The 14,493-nt window shown below is 72.5% G+C and carries 10 protein-coding genes; 7 read left to right on the top strand and 3 right to left on the bottom strand.

The genetic code is table 11. The annotated features are described in order from the left end of the window. The first annotated feature begins 171 nt into the window (after window positions 1–171). The 7 genes from IG02_RS0109340 to IG02_RS0109310 all read left to right on the top strand — a co-directional run bounded on the left by IG02_RS0109340 (window position 172) and on the right by IG02_RS0109310 (window position 10,047). On the top strand, window positions 172–1,185 hold the full coding sequence (locus tag IG02_RS0109340; protein ID WP_030744111.1) for a DUF2797 domain-containing protein: 1,014 nt from the start codon (window positions 172–174) through the stop codon (window positions 1,183–1,185). Between the two features lie 168 nt (window positions 1,186–1,353). Then, window positions 1,354–2,112 carry a response regulator transcription factor gene (locus tag IG02_RS0109335; RefSeq protein WP_030744109.1) on the top strand — a complete coding sequence of 253 codons (759 nt, stop codon included), beginning with the start codon at window positions 1,354–1,356 and terminating at the stop codon, window positions 2,110–2,112. After that, window positions 2,109–3,806, top strand: a complete 1,698-nt coding sequence (locus IG02_RS0109330; RefSeq protein WP_199813984.1) for a sensor histidine kinase — start codon at window positions 2,109–2,111, stop codon at window positions 3,804–3,806. The genes IG02_RS0109335 and IG02_RS0109330 overlap by 4 nt, the downstream gene beginning before the upstream one ends. Before the next feature lie 25 nt (window positions 3,807–3,831). Then, window positions 3,832–5,199, top strand: coding sequence for a bifunctional glycosyltransferase family 2/GtrA family protein (locus IG02_RS0109325; protein ID WP_078854325.1), 1,368 nt, complete (start codon window positions 3,832–3,834; stop codon window positions 5,197–5,199). Then, window positions 5,196–7,466 (top strand): glycosyltransferase family 39 protein, encoded by a 2,271-nt coding sequence (locus IG02_RS0109320; RefSeq protein WP_078854324.1) that lies wholly within the window; start codon window positions 5,196–5,198, stop codon window positions 7,464–7,466. The genes IG02_RS0109325 and IG02_RS0109320 overlap by 4 nt, the downstream gene beginning before the upstream one ends. 72 nt (window positions 7,467–7,538) lie before the next feature. Beyond that, window positions 7,539–9,041, top strand: a complete 1,503-nt coding sequence (locus IG02_RS0109315; RefSeq protein ID WP_030744101.1) for an MFS transporter — start codon at window positions 7,539–7,541, stop codon at window positions 9,039–9,041. Between the two features lie 139 nt (window positions 9,042–9,180). Then, window positions 9,181–10,047 (top strand): TetR/AcrR family transcriptional regulator, encoded by an 867-nt coding sequence (locus tag IG02_RS0109310; protein ID WP_051764734.1) that lies wholly within the window; start codon window positions 9,181–9,183, stop codon window positions 10,045–10,047. A gap of 100 nt (window positions 10,048–10,147) precedes the next feature. Here IG02_RS0109310 and IG02_RS0109305 read toward each other — a convergent pair whose 3' ends face one another. From IG02_RS0109305 to IG02_RS0109295, 3 genes are all read right to left on the bottom strand, one after another. Then, window positions 10,148–10,618, bottom strand: coding sequence for a PPOX class F420-dependent oxidoreductase (locus IG02_RS0109305; RefSeq protein ID WP_030744099.1), 471 nt, complete (start codon window positions 10,616–10,618; stop codon window positions 10,148–10,150). A 67-nt stretch (window positions 10,619–10,685) separates the two neighbouring features. Next, the gene (locus IG02_RS0109300) at window positions 10,686–11,513 is read right to left on the bottom strand and encodes a YceI family protein (RefSeq protein ID WP_030744096.1); all 828 of its coding nucleotides are present in this window, start codon (window positions 11,511–11,513) and stop codon (window positions 10,686–10,688) included. A gap of 372 nt (window positions 11,514–11,885) precedes the next feature. Beyond that, window positions 11,886–14,489 (bottom strand): MFS transporter, encoded by a 2,604-nt coding sequence (locus IG02_RS0109295; RefSeq protein ID WP_030744094.1) that lies wholly within the window; start codon window positions 14,487–14,489, stop codon window positions 11,886–11,888. Window positions 14,490–14,493 lie beyond the last annotated feature (4 nt).

Raw genomic sequence — 14,493 nt, 5'->3', positions numbered from 1 at the left:
CCGCGCGAGGGAGGCCGTTCGGAGCGGTGCGAGGCCGTTCGTGGCGCCACGGGTCTTATGGGTCTTGCGGGTCTTGCGGGGTCGGGACTGCCACCACCTGGTACTCGTCCTCGTAGACGATCCACACTGGGCCGGTGAAGGGCCTGGCGGGTGAGGGGAAAGGCGGGCCGCATGGGCTGGCGGTGTGGCGGGCTGCGGTGGGCGGGGGGAGCGCCCGTGCTGGTGTGGCGGCGGGCCGGGGAGGACCGGGCCGAGCGGCGGGAGAGCGCGCTGTCGTACGGGCGGGCGCTCGGCTTCCGGGTCCTCGGCGCACGTCACTGCGTCGGTGCCCGTGGCCATTCCTGTCCCCTCGGTGCCACGGTCCCCGCACGCGGCACCGGCGGTCTGTGCCCCGAGTGCGCGCGGCTGGACCGGGCGCACTCCGTGGCCGCCGACACCGTCGCCGACGACCCGCGGACGTTCCGGGTCTACCTCGCCTGGTTCGGGCCCGGCCTGGTGAAGGTGGGGATCACCGCCGAGGATCGCGGGGCCGCGCGGCTGCTGGAGCAGGGGGCGGTGGCCTTTAGCTGGCTCGGCCGTGGGCCGCTGATGTCCGCCCGACGGGCGGAGGAACTGCTGCATACGGCGCTCGGGGTGCCGGACCGTATCCCGTACGCGCGGAAGCGGGCCGTACGTTCCGAGCTGCCGGTACGTGCCGAACGCGCCGCCGAGACCGCCCGCGCGCACGCCCGCGCCGTCGCACTGGCGGACTGGCCGACGGCGCTGGAACGGCTGGAGTGCGCGGTGGTCGACCACGCGGAGGTGTTCGGTCTGGCGGGCCCACCCGCGCCGCCGCCCGTGACCGGTGTGGTGACCGAGCTGGTCGACGGCGGTGTCGTCGCCGGGCGGCTGGTCGCCGCCGCCGGGCCGGACCTGCACCTGGCCACGGACGAGGGCGGGAGCGTCGTGCTGGACACCCGGCTCATGACCGGCTGGGAACTGGCCGCCGTACGGCCGGCCGACGTCCCGGCCACGGCCCCGCCACCCGGCGGGCCGGCCATGGGCACGTCGGCCACCGGCGCATCGGCCACAGGCATGTCGGTCACGGGAACTCCGGCCGTCGGCCCCTCCGCCACGGTCGTCACGGCCATGACGGTGCCCGTACGGGACGTCAGGCCGGGGGACGTCCAGGAAGGCCTCTTCTGAGCCGTCCGGTCCGAGCCGTCCGGCAGGTCGGGCCGCCCGGGCCGTTCGTCCCGTACGTGCGTGCCCCGACGGTCGGGCGTGGCCCGACGATGGGCTCCCACCGCTTTCTCAGGCGATTCACAGGAAGCGGAAAGAGCCCTCTCAGAGCCCCTCAGCAAGGTGAGCGGCATGACCATCACCTCGCCCCGCGGGCGTACCGAGATGCACAGGCCGGACGGGAGCCCTGTCCGCGTGCTCGTCGTCGACGACGAGTCCTCGCTCACCGAGCTGCTGTCCATGGCCCTGCGGTACGAGGGCTGGGAGGTGGGCAGCGCCGGGGACGGCACGGGCGCGGTGCGGGGGGCCAGGGAGTTCCGGCCCGACGCGGTCGTGCTGGACATGATGCTGCCCGACATGGACGGCCTGGCCGTGCTGGGGCTGCTCCGCCGCGAACTGCCGCACGTGCCCGTCCTCTTCCTGACGGCGAAGGACGCCGTGGAGGACCGGATCGCCGGTCTGACGGCGGGCGGGGACGACTACGTCACCAAGCCGTTCAGCCTGGAGGAGGTCGTGGCCCGGCTGCGCGGACTGATCCGGCGCTCGGGCGCGGCGGCCGTACGCAGCGAGTCGCTGCTGGTCGTCGGGGACCTGACGCTGGACGAGGACAGCCATGACGTCACCCGCGCGGGCCAGTCCATCCACCTGACCGCGACCGAGTTCGAACTGCTGCGTTACCTGATGCGCAACCCGCGCCGTGTGCTGAGCAAGGCCCAGATACTGGACCGGGTGTGGTCGTACGACTTCGGCGGCCAGGCCAACGTCGTCGAGCTCTACATCTCCTACCTGCGCCGGAAGATCGACGCGGGCCGGGCCCCGATGATCCACACCCGGCGTGGTGCCGGTTACCTGATCAAGCCCGCCGACCCGGCGGCGGACGCGCGTCGGTGACGCGGACGTCGCCCCGTGGGCCCGGTGGCGTACGGCGGCGCTGGTCGTTGCGGACCCGCCTCGTCGTGTCGGCCGTCGCGCTGATCGCGGTGGTGGGCACGGTGATCGGGGCCGTCACGGCCATCGCCTTCCGCTCCTACCTCTACGACCAGCTCGACGCGCAGGTGACGGACATCGGGAAGCGCGCGGCAGGCCCCCCGCCGGAAAGACTGGCGGCTCTGCCGGACGCCATGCGCGACGGCCTGATTCCCAAGGATCCGCTGAAGATCGTGACGGGCGGGGGCACGCCCGTGGGCACGGTCGGCGCCGAGGTCGCGGAGGACGGCGAAGTTGTCCGGGGCCTGGTCGGCGACCGGTCCGAGACCGGCGACTTCGCGCCGGACCTCACCGAGAAACGGCTCACCGACGCACAGGCCGCCGCCCTCGGCAGCGTCACCCGCGACAAGCGGCCCCGTACGGTCACGCTGCCCGGCCTCGGCGACTACCGGGCCCAGTACGTCACCGGCGGCAACGGCACCTTCGTCGTCGGCCTCCCGCTCACCGAGGTGCGGAACAACCTCAGCACGCTGGTGATCGTGGAAGTCTGCGTCACCGTGGCCGGACTGGTCGCCGCCGGGATCGCGGGCGGGGCGCTCGTGGGTGTGGCACTGCGACCGCTACGGCGCGTCGCGACGACCGCCACCCGCGTCTCCGAACTGCCCTTGCACAGCGGCGAGGTGGCCCCGCTGGAGCGTGTCCCGGACGCCGAGGCCGACCCCCGGACCGAGGTCGGGCAGGTCGGCGCCGCCCTCAACCGGATGCTCGGACACGTCGGCTCCGCACTCGCCGCCCGGCAGGAGAGCGAGACGCGCGTACGCCAGTTCGTCGCCGACGCCGGCCATGAACTCCGTACGCCCCTGGCGTCCATCCGCGGGTACGCCGAACTGACCCGCCGCGGCCGCGAGGAGACCGGGCCCGACACCCGGCGCGCGCTCGGCCGCATCGAGGCCGAGGCGGAGCGCATGACGGGCCTGGTCGAGGACCTGTTGCTGCTGGCACGGCTGGACGCCGGGCGTCCGCTCGCATACGGGACCACCGACCTCTCCCCGCTGGTCGTGGACGCGGTGAGCGACGCGCACGCCGCGGGACAGACCCACCACTGGCGCCTCGAACTCCCGGGACCCGACCGGCCGGCCGCCCTGGTGCACGGTGACGCCTCACGGCTGCACCAGGTGCTCGTCAACCTCCTCGCCAACGCCCGTACGCACACCCCACCCGGTACGACGGTCATCGCCCGGGTCCGCACCCGCGGGACCGACGACCGGCCCGCCCCGCATGCCCGGCCGGCGTCCGGTGCCCGGTCGGCGTCCGGTGCCCGGTCGGCGCCGTACGTCCTGCCTTGCGTCGTGCTGGAGGTGCAGGACGACGGTCCCGGTATTCCTCCCGCGCTCCTTCCTCATGTCTTCGAGCGCTTCGCCCGCGGCGACGCGTCCCGCTCCCGCGCCGCCGGTTCCACCGGACTCGGGCTGGCCATCGTCCAGGCCGTCGTGACCGCGCACGGAGGGACCGTCGACGTCCGCAGCGTGCCCGGCCGTACCGTCTTCTCCGTACGCCTCCCGCTCGTGCCCGCGGTGGTACGTCCGCCACGGTCCGTTCCGCCCACGGAAGCTGATCAGGACTCACAGGCGGGGCACAGGCTCACCACACGGCCGTGACAGCGCGCCTGGCGAACGTCGAGGCATGCGAACCGACACCCCATGGGGCACTCTCCCGGCCCGGGAGCATCTCCCGGTCGAGGTGACCGACGCCCCCGTCCTCGACGTGACCATTCCCGTCTACAACGAGGAGCAGGACCTCGAACCCTGTGTGCGGCGCCTGCACGATCACCTCGCCCGCACATTCCCCTACAGCTTTCGCATCACCATCGCTGACAACGCCAGCACCGACCGGACCCCCGAGGTCGCGGCCTGGCTCGACGCGTCGATCGCCGAGGTCCGGTCGTACCGCCTGGAGGAGAAGGGCCGGGGCCGGGCGCTCCGTACCGTCTGGACGCGTTCCGACGCACCGGTCCTCGCCTATATGGACGTGGACCTGTCCACCGACCTCAACGCGCTGCTGCCGCTGGTCGCCCCCCTGATCTCCGGGCACTCCGATCTGGCCATCGGCTCCCGGCTGGCCCGCTCGTCGCGGGTCGTGCGCGGTCCCAAGCGCGAGTTCATCTCGCGGGCGTACAACCTGATCCTCAAGTCCTCCCTCTCCGCTCGCTTCAGCGATGCCCAGTGCGGTTTCAAGGCGATACGGCGCGATGTCGCCCAGCGCCTGCTGCCGATGGTCGAGGACACCGGCTGGTTCTTCGACACAGAGATGCTCGTGCTCGCCGAGCGCGCCGGACTGCGGATCCACGAAGTGCCTGTCGACTGGGTCGATGACCCCAACAGCACGGTGCACATCATCAAGACGGCGACCGAGGATCTCAAGGGCGTCTGGCGGGTGGGTCGGGCACTGGCAGTGGGCGCGCTGCCTCTGGACCGGCTCGCGAGGCCCTTCGGTGATGACCCAAGGGACCGCCGGATCAATGGGGTGCCGGGCGGTCTCGCCAGGCAACTGGTCGGCTTCTGCGTCGTGGGTGCCTTGTCCACGCTCTTCTATCTTCTGCTCTACTCCGTCTTCCGTGCAATGGCGGGTCCACAACTCGCCAACGCGTTTGCGCTGCTGCTCTCCGCGGTAGCCAATACCGCCGCCAACCGGCGGCTGACCTTCGGGGTGCGGGGCCGGGACCGTGCCGTGCGCCACCAGGCCCAGGGGCTGGTCGTCTTCGCGATCGGCCTGACGCTGACCAGCGGGTCGCTGGCGGCGCTGGACGCCGCCTCCGGAACGCCCTCGCACTCCGCCGAACTGGCGGTCCTGATCGCGGCCAACCTCGCCGCGACCGTGCTGCGCTTCCTGCTGCTGCGCGCCTGGGTGTTCCCGGAGCGCCGCACGGACGACCCGATCGTCCCGGCCGCCTCAGCTGCTCCGGCCGTTCCGGTTGAGCCCGGAACGGCCGGCCCCGACACCGCAGTCCTCCCCACCCACCCGCACTCGACCCACCCGAGGAACGCTCGATGACGACGACCCTTCAGCCCGACGGCCCACCGCCGACCGGCGCCGCCTCCGGGGCGGACGCGGACGCGGACGCCGGAGCGGACGCCGCTTCCGGCTCCGGCGCGGGCGCCGGCCGCGCCGCCCGCTTCTGGCGGGGCCGGCCCGAGGACGCGCCCTGGGTGCGCCCGGTCCTCCTCGGCCTCCTCCTCGCCACCGCGCTGCTCCAGCTCTGGAACCTGAGCGCGTCCGGCTACGCCAACTCCTTCTACTCCGCGGCCGTCCAGGCCGGCAGCGAGAGCTGGAAGGCGTTCTTCTTCGGCTCCTCCGACGCCGCGAACTCCATCACCGTCGACAAGCCCCCCGCCGCCCTCTGGCCGATGGCTCTGTCCGTCCGGCTCTTCGGGCTCGGCTCCTGGCAGATCCTCGTCCCCGAGGTCCTGATGGGCGTCGGCACGGTCGCCGTGCTCTACGCGGCCGTACGCCGCCGCTTCAGCGCCTCCGCGGGCCTGATCGCGGCCGTGGTGCTGGCGCTGACCCCGGTCGCCGCGCTGATGTTCCGGTTCAACAACCCGGACGCGCTGCTCGCGCTGCTGATGACCACCACCGTCTACTGCGTACTGCGCGCGCTGGAGGACGGGCGTGCCAAGTGGCTGGTGTGGGCCGGGGCCGCGGTGGGCCTCGCGTTCCTGACGAAGACGCTCCAGGCGTTCCTGATCCTGCCGCCGCTCGCGCTCGTGTACGCGGTCCGCGCCCCCGCCCCTCTGCGGCGCCGGCTCGGCGGACTCGCCCTGGCGGCGGGCGCGGCCGTCGTCTCCGGTGGCTGGTGGGTCGCGATCGTGGAGCTGTGGCCCGCGTCCTCCCGCCCGTACATCGGTGGCTCGCAGAACAACTCCTTCCTGGAACTGACCTTCGGCTACAACGGCCTCGGCCGTATCAACGGCGACGAGACCGGCAGCGTCGGCGGAGGCGGTGGCCCCGGCGGCCCCGGCGGCGGTGGCGTCTGGGGCGAGACCGGTATCGGACGGATGTTCGGAGAGAATATCGGCGGCCAGATCTCCTGGCTGCTGCCCGCCGCGCTGCTGCTGCTCGTCGCCGGGCTCGTGGTGACCCGCAGGAGCCCCCGTACGGACACGGCCCGCTCGGCGTTCCTCGTGTGGGGCGGCGCGCTGCTGATGACCACGGGCGTCTTCAGCTTCATGGCCGGCATCTTCCACGAGTACTACACCGTCGCCCTCGCTCCGTACATCGCCGCCGTCATCGGCATGGGCGTCACGGTCCTGTGGGAGGAACGGTCCTCCTTCCCGGCCTCGGCGACGCTCGGACTGGTGACGGCCGGGACGGCCGTGTGGGGGTACGTGCTGCTCGGCCGCACCCCGGACTACCTGCCGTGGCTGCGCTGGGCGGTGCTGATCGGCGGTCTGGTGGCCGCGGCCGGGATCCTCTGCGCCGGACGGCTGGGCCGACGGCTCGCGCTGTCGGCGGCGGGACTCGGGCTGGCGGCGTCGCTGGCCGGGCCGTTCGCGTACACGCTGTCCACGGTCAACAGCGCCCACACGGGTTCGATCGTCACCGCGGGCCCGGCCGGCCTGCGAGGGCCCGGCGGCGGTCCCGGCGGGTTCGGTGGGTTCGGTGGCCCCGACGGCCCGGGCGGGGGGCGCGGCGACGGCCGTGGCGGCATGATGCAGCCGCCCGGCGGACAGGGCACCGGTACGGGCCAGCCGCCCCAGCAGAACGGCCAGGGCGGACAGCACAGCCAGAACGGCGGCCTGCCCGGTCAGTTCCCCGGCCTGCCCACGGGCGCGATGCCCGAAGGCGGCATCCCCGGCGGAGCCGGTGGCATCGGGGGCCTCCTCAACGGCCCGAACGTCAGCTCCGAGGTCGAGGCCGCCCTCGAGGAGAACGCCTCCGACTACACCTGGGCCGCCGCCGCCATCGGTTCCCAGAACGCCGCCGGCTACCAACTCGCCACGGAGAAGCCCGTCATGGCGATCGGCGGCTTCAACGGCAGTGACCCGTCCCCGACCCTCGCGCAGTTCAAGAAGTACGTGGCCGAAGGGAAGATCCACTACTTCCTCTCGGGCGGCGGCTTCGGCGGCTTCGGTGACCTGGGCGACCTCGGAGGCCTGGGCGGCCCTGGCGGGGAGAACGGCGGGGGCTTCGGCGGTGGCTTCGGCGGTGGTCCGGGCGGCGGCGACGGCACCAGTTCCCAGATCAGCAGCTGGGTCGAGGCCACCTACAAGAAGGTCACCGTGGACGGCACCACCCTCTACGACCTCACCGAGAAGAAATAGCCATACACCGTAAGAGAAACCATTGTACGGTGTATGGGAAGCGTCCCGTACACCGTACAAGGAGTTGTCCTCATGACGGCGACCTCCGCGGGACACCCCGCGGCCACCCGTACCCGCCACCCCCAGCGGTGGCTGATCCTCGCGGTCATCTGTCTCGCGCAGCTCACCGTGCTGCTCGACAACACCGTCCTCAGCGTCGCGATCCCCTCCCTCACCCGGGAGCTGAACGCCTCCACCGCCGACATCCAGTGGATGATCAACGCGTACTCGCTCGTGCAGTCGGGCCTGCTGCTCACCGCGGGCAATGCCGCCGACCGGTACGGGCGGAAGAAACTGCTGGTCGCAGGACTCGCGCTGTTCGGCATCGGCTCGCTCGTCGCCGCCTTCTCGCAGTCCAGTGGGCAGCTCGTCGCCGCCCGCGCCGGTATGGGCGTCGGCGGCGCGCTGCTGATGACCACGACCCTGGCCGTGGTCGTCCAGATCTTCGACGACACCGAGCGCGTCAAGGCCATCGGCATCTGGTCGACCGTCAGCTCCCTCGGCTTCGCCGCCGGCCCCCTGATCGGCGGGGTCATGCTCGACCACTTCTGGTGGGGCGCCATCTTCCTGATCAACCTGCCGGTCGCGGTGATCGGCCTGGTCGCGGTCGTCGCCCTCGTACCGGAGTCGAGGGCCGGGCAGGGGGACCGGCCGGACCTGCTCGGCGCGCTGCTCTCCACGATCGGCATGACGGCCGTCGTGTACGCGATCATCGCCGGGCCCGAGCAGGGCTGGTCGTCGGGCCGGGTGCTGCTCTCCGCCGCCGTGGGACTGGCCGTCCTCGGCGCCTTCGCGGCCTGGGAGCTGCGCGTCCCGTACCCGATGCTGGACCTGCACTTCTTCCGTGACCAGCGGTTCGTCGGCGCGGTCGCGGGCGTCGTGCTCGTCGCCTTCGGCATGGCCGGTTCCCTCTTCCTGCTGACGCAGCACCTCCAGTTCGTGCTCGGGTACGGGCCGTTGGACGCGGGCCTGCGTACGGCTCCGCTGGCGGTCACCGTCATCGTCCTCAACCTGAGCGGGGTGGCGGCACGGCTGGTGTCGAGGACCGGCACGCCCGGGACGATCGCCCTCGGTATGACCCTGATCGCCGCGGGACTCGCGATGATCGCGGTACTCGGGGCGCACGGGTACGGCGGCATGCTGCTCGGCCTGGTCGTGATGGGCGCCGGGGTGGCGCTGTCGATGCCCGCGATGGCCAACGCGATCATGAGCGCGATCCCGCCGGAGAAGGCGGGCGTGGGCGCGGGGATCAACGGCACGCTGGCCGAGTTCGGCAACGGGCTCGGGGTGGCCGTCCTGGGCGCCGTGCTCGGTTCACGCTTCGCCGCGCTGGTGCCGGCCGCCGTGGGCGCCGCGTCGCTGCCCGCGGCGCTGGCGGCGGCGGACGGGGAGGCGGAACGGCTGCGGATCTCCGCCGCGTTCGCCGACAGCCTGGAGACGAGCCAACTGGCCGGGGCCGCGGCCGTACTGGCGGGCGGGCTGCTCGCGGCGCTGCTGCTGCGCAGGGCGGAGCGGCCGGACCCGCTCCGTGCGTGAGGCATAGCATCGGAAGCGGTCCGGCTCGCGTCGCCCGGCGTTCGGCGTCCGGCGCCGGCTGTCCGCCGCGCGGGGGAGCGTGTGCCACGCGGGGGCTACGGTGCGCGGCCGGCCGCGAGGAACCGAGGAGGGCTCACCCATGGCGTCGCAAGCCGACAGCGCGGAAACCGACAGCGCGGAAACCGGCAGTGCCGAAGCCGACGGCGCGAGGCGTCCGGTCCGTACGAGCGTATGGCTGGAGGGCAAGCCGGCGGCGCGCGGCCGCAGAGGCGCCGCCGACGAGGGCCGGGCGTCCGAGCGGCCGCAGGCGCACACGACGACCGGGCTCGACCGGGAGCGCATCACCGCCACGACGGTACGGATGCTGGACGCGGACGGCCCGGAGAAGTTCTCCATGCGCCGGCTGGCCGCCGAACTGAGCGTCACCGCGATGTCCCTCTACTGGTACGTGGACACCAAGGACGACCTGCTGGAACTCGCCCTGGACGAGGTCTTCGGCGAGGTCCGGTCACCCGACCTGACGGACGACGAGGCCGACTGGCGCGACCAGTTGCGCGAACTGGCCACCAGCTACCGGGCGGTGCTGGTCCGCCACCCGTGGGTCTCCCCGCTCATCGGCAAATACCTGAACATCGGACCGCACTCGATGGCCTTCTCCGCCGCCGTCCAGGCGGTCATGAACAGGACGGGGCTCGCGCCGGGCAACCGGATGAGCGGGCTCGCGGCGGTCTTCCAGTTCGTGTACGGCTTCGGCACGATCGAGGGCCACTTCGTGCAGCGCTGCTCCGACGCGGGGCTGAGCCAGGACGAGTACTTCCGGCTGGCCATGGGAACCGTCCGCGAGCAGCCGGAGTACCACGGGACCTTCGAGAACGCCGACAAGCTGATGGCGGCGCGTGGCGGGGACACGGTGGAGGAGATGCGCGACCGCGACTTCACGTTCGCGCTGGAGCTCATCATCACGGGCATCGAGACCATGCGCGACCGGGACGCCTCCCGCGACTGACGGCCGGCGTGCCCGCTCCTCGCACCGCGCGTGTGGTGCCTCGTGCTTCCTGGCCTTTCGGGGCCCGGGCCGCCGGACCTCAGTCCCGGGCCGCCGGACCTCAGTCCTGGGGCGCCAGGTGGGCCGGGAAGCCGCCGGTGGCGAGGGGGCCCCAGCGGGTGGGGGTGACGCGGATGATCGACTTGCCCTGGCGCACCATCGCCTGCCGGTACTCGTCCCAGTCCGGGTGTTCGCCGGCGATGTTGCGGTAGTACTCGACCAGCGGTTCGACCGACTCGGGAGAGTCGATCACCTCGGCCGTGCCGTCGATCTGCACCCACGGCCCGTTCCAGTCGTCCGACAGGACGATCACACTCACGCGCTCGTCCCGCTTCGCGTTCCGGGTCTTGGCGCGCTCGGGGTACGTGGAGACGACGATCCGGCCCGAGTCGTCGACCCCGCAGGAGAGCGGGGAGCCCTGGGGGCGGCCGTCGGAGCGGGTGGTCAGCAGGATCGCCCGGTGACGGGGACGTACGAACTCCAGCAGCCCGTCGAGGTCGACGACCGTGTTCGTCGCGATGTTCGGTGCCATGGCCGCAGCCTAACGCCAGGGCCTGACATCGCGGCCCGCACACCACAGCCGGAACCAGAACCGGAGCTCAGGCCTCCGGCAGGCTCTCGCCCCGCACCGCCTGGATGTCCAGCTCCACCCGCAGCGTCGTCCCGATCGCCGCGATCCCCGCCCGGACGACCTGGTTGTAGTTGATGGCGAAGTCCTCGCGGTGCAGCTCCGCCGTCGCGTGGAAGGCGGCGCGCACGCCGCCCCACGGGTCGGGGCCCGTGCCGAGGTAGTTCAGGTCCAGGTCCACGTCGCGGACGACGCCGTGCAGCGACAGCCGCCCGTGCACCGTCCAGCGGTCCGGGCCCGCCGGGGTCAGTCCCGTACCGCTGTACGTGATCTCCGGGTACCGCTCGACGTCCAGGAAGTCCGGCGACCGCAGGTGCTTGTCGCGCAGTCCGTTGCCGGTGTCGATGGACGCCGCGCTGATGACCGCCTCGACCGACGCCCGCTCGTGGCCGCTGCCCGTGTCGAGGATGTCGATACGGCCACCGAACTCGGTGAACCGCCCGCGCACGCTGGAAATGCCCAGGTGCTGCGCCACCGCGCCCACCGACGAGTGCGCGGGGTCGATGCTCCACGCGCCCGCCGCCGGCAGTTCGGCGCCGCCCTGCCGGGTCAGCACCACGGTGCCCAGGTCCGCACGACCGGTCCTGGTGACCAGCGCGGTGGAGGCGGCGGGGGCGTAGCCGACGGCCGTGACGACCACGGTGTACGGGCCCGGCGCGAGCGCCGAGCTGTCGCGCACCGCCCCCTCCTCGTCGGCCGTGGCGCGCAGCACCTGGGCGCCGCTCATATCAGTCATGGTCACGATCGCGTGCTGGATCGCCCAGCCGTCGCGTGTCCGTACGTGTCCCTGAAGTCCCATCCCGGTCATCTCCCTGCTCTCCCCAGATCGCATTGATAGCACCGATCCGCCGAAGCATCGATGCTCCTGTCACATTCACCACGCTGATCACGCTCGGCCCACCGGCCACATCCACCGTTAACGGGCCATAGGGCACGGTCGGCCCGGCCGTCAACAGCGAGGCCGTCAAACAGCGAGGCCGTCAAACGGCGAGCCCCGGCCGGCGGGGCGGCAGGCTGTCCCCTGCCCGCCGTCCCCGCCACCGGGGCTCTTCCGTACTGGGCCGGCACGCCGTCTCCGCTACAGAACGCCGTGCCGCCCAGCGGTCTTTCTCGCGACGGCCGCCGCGGCCGCGAGCACCGCGGGCCGCGAGCACCGCTCCCCGGACGCCGCCTACTCGCCCGGGTGGGCGAGCTCGATGTCGTGGCCGTCGACCCCGCTGCCCGTGACCGACACCGAGCCCGCCACCGGCGGGTACCCGGTCGCGATGACCGTGTACTCGCCCGCGTCCAGGTCGGCGAAGCCGTACGCCCCGTCGTCCCCGGTCGTCGCGGTGGCGACCACGTTCCCGGCCGCGTCGATCAGCGTGACCCGCGCGTCGGCGGCGGGCCGGCGCCCGGCGCCCGCCCTGATGGTGCCGTGGATCTGCGCACCGGAGCGGAGGGCCGCCTCGACGCGCGTGACGCCCTGGCCGCCGATGTCCACCGGCAGGGCCAGCGGACGGTAGCCCGCGGCGTTGACCGCGACGGTCACCGAACCGGGTATCAGCTCGCCGAACGCGAACTCGCCCTGTGCCGAAGCGGTCCCGGTCGCCAGCACATCGCCGCGCACATCGGTGACGATCACCATCGCGCCCTCGATCGGCTGCCCGCTGTCGGCGGACCGGACCGTACCGGCGAGTCCGCTCGTACCGGCGAGCAGGATGTCGAACGAGAGCGGCTCGTCCCCGACGACCACCGTGGACGCCTGCGGCTGGAAGCCGTCGGCCGAGGCGATCAGGACGTACGAGCCGGCGCCCGGCGCGTCCAGGACGTAACCGCCGTCGTGCTGCGCGACCGCGCGGGCCAGCTGGCGGCCGGCCAGGGAGATCAGGGTGACGGCCGCGCGCGGCACGGCCTCGCCCTCGGAGCCGCGCACCAGGCCGTGCACGGCGGAGGTGCCCGGCGCCGGCGCCGGCGGCGTCGACCGGGTCATCTGCTGCGGGGCCTGTTGCGTCGTCCGTTGCGTTGTGGCGTCGTTCACACGCAGGTGTTCCGGCGCGAGGGTCGCCTCGGCGCCGATTCCGGCGGCTCCGGCGGTCGCGGCGACAGCGGCCGGTACGGACACCACCGCCTCCGCGCCGCCGGACGCCGCCGGGGACTCCTGTGCGGGGGCCGCCTGTGCCGGGGCCCCGGCCTCGGACTCGCCGCCCGCTCGCGTCTTGAGCGCGACCTCCTTGATGAACAGCGTCAGCAGGAAGGCCAGGAAAGCCGCCGGGGCCGAGAAGAGGAAGACGTCGGCGACACCGTGTCCGTACGCCACCTCCATGACGTGGCGCATCGGGGCCGGCAACGCGTCCAGGTCGGGGATGCCCCCGCCGCCGGTGCCACCGTGGCCCAGGGCCGCGCCCTGCGGGCCGAGCTCGGCCAGGCCGTCCTTCACGTAGTGGGTGACCCGGTTGCCGAGCACCGCGCCCAGCGCCGAGACGCCGACCGCGCCGCCCAGGGAGCGGAAGAAGGTGACGACGGAGCTGGCCGCGCCGAGGTCCTGCGGGGAGACCTGGTTCTGCGTGCACAGGACCAGGTTCTGCATCATCATGCCGATGCCGAGGCCCATCAGCGCCATGTAGACGGCCAGGTGCCAGTACGGGGTGTCGTACCGGATGGTGCCGAGCAGGCCGAGGCCCGCCGTCACCAGCACACCACCGCTGACGAGCCAGGCCTTCCAGCGGCCCGTCTTGGTGATGATCTGGCCTGAGACGGTGGACGAGACGAACAGGCCACCGATCATCGGGATCGTCATCACGCCGGACATCGTCGGCGACTTGTCGCGCGCCAGCTGGAAGTACTGGCTGAAGAAGACGGTGCCCGCGAACATCGCGACACCGACGAAGAGCGAGGCCAGCGAGGCCAGCGTGATCGTACGGTTGCGGAACAGCCGCAGCGGGACGATCGGCTCGCTCGCCCTGGTCTCGACGAAGACGAAGATCGCGCCCAGCAGGATCGACCCGCCGACCATGGCGTAGGTCTGCCACGACACCCAGTCGTACTTGTCACCGGCGAAGGTGACCCAGAGCAGCAGCAGCGAGACCGCCGCGCTGATGAAGAAGGCGCCCGTCCAGTCGACCTTCACGTCGCGCTTGACGACCGGCAGTTTGAGGGTCTTCTGGAGCACGATCAGCGCGATGACGGCGAACGGCACGCCGACGTAGAAGCACCAGCGCCAGCCCAGCCACGAGGTGTCGGTGATGACGCCGCCGAGCAGCGGGCCGCCGACGGTGGCGACGGCGAAGGTCGCGCCGAGGTAGCCGCTGTACCGCCCGCGCTCGCGCGGGGAGATCATCGCGGCCATCACGATCTGGGCGAGGGCGGAGAGCCCGCCGACGCCGATGCCCTGGAACACGCGGCAGGCGATCAGCATCCCGGCGTTCTGCGAGAGGCCGGCCACCACGGAGCCCGCGACATAGATGACCAGGGATATCTGGACCAGGAGCTTCTTGCTGAAGAGGTCGGAGAGCTTGCCCCACAGCGGGGTGGTCGCCGTCATCGCCAGCAGCGACGCCGTCACCACCCAGGTGTAGGCGCTCTGGCCGCCGCCGAGGTCGGAAATGATCTCCGGGAGGGCGTTGGAGACGATCGTCGAGGAGAGGATCGCGACGAACATGCCCAGAAGCAGCCCGGAGAGCGCTTCCATGATCTGTCGGTGTGTCATCGGCGCGCCGGGCGCGGCCGGGGCGTGGCCGCCGCCTCCGTGCTTGGCGTGGCCGCCCCGCACACCGGCTGGTGTGGTCGTAGCCATGTAG

The organism is Streptomyces sp. NRRL F-5135 (assembly GCF_000719775.1).
Classification (GTDB): domain Bacteria; phylum Actinomycetota; class Actinomycetes; order Streptomycetales; family Streptomycetaceae; genus Streptomyces; species Streptomyces hebeiensis.
The sequence above is the reverse complement of the archived record's forward strand: the minus strand, read 5'-3'. Positions and strand labels throughout refer to the sequence as shown.

Excerpts from the sequence above, each read along its gene's own strand:
- IG02_RS0109335 (WP_030744109.1), top strand. The coding sequence starts at position 1,354 with ATGACCATCACCTCGCCCCGCGGGCGTACCGAGATGCACAGGCCGGAC.
- IG02_RS0109300 (WP_030744096.1), bottom strand. The coding sequence starts at position 11,513 with ATGGGACTTCAGGGACACGTACGGACACGCGACGGCTGGGCGATCCAG.
- IG02_RS0109315 (WP_030744101.1), top strand. The coding sequence starts at position 7,539 with ATGACGGCGACCTCCGCGGGACACCCCGCGGCCACCCGTACCCGCCAC.
- IG02_RS0109325 (WP_078854325.1), top strand. The coding sequence starts at position 3,832 with ATGCGAACCGACACCCCATGGGGCACTCTCCCGGCCCGGGAGCATCTC.
- IG02_RS0109305 (WP_030744099.1), bottom strand. The coding sequence starts at position 10,618 with ATGGCACCGAACATCGCGACGAACACGGTCGTCGACCTCGACGGGCTG.
- IG02_RS0109310 (WP_051764734.1), top strand. The coding sequence starts at position 9,181 with ATGGCGTCGCAAGCCGACAGCGCGGAAACCGACAGCGCGGAAACCGGC.
- IG02_RS0109320 (WP_078854324.1), top strand. The coding sequence starts at position 5,196 with ATGACGACGACCCTTCAGCCCGACGGCCCACCGCCGACCGGCGCCGCC.
- IG02_RS0109295 (WP_030744094.1), bottom strand. The coding sequence starts at position 14,489 with ATGGCTACGACCACACCAGCCGGTGTGCGGGGCGGCCACGCCAAGCAC.
- IG02_RS0109340 (WP_030744111.1), top strand. The coding sequence starts at position 172 with ATGGGCTGGCGGTGTGGCGGGCTGCGGTGGGCGGGGGGAGCGCCCGTG.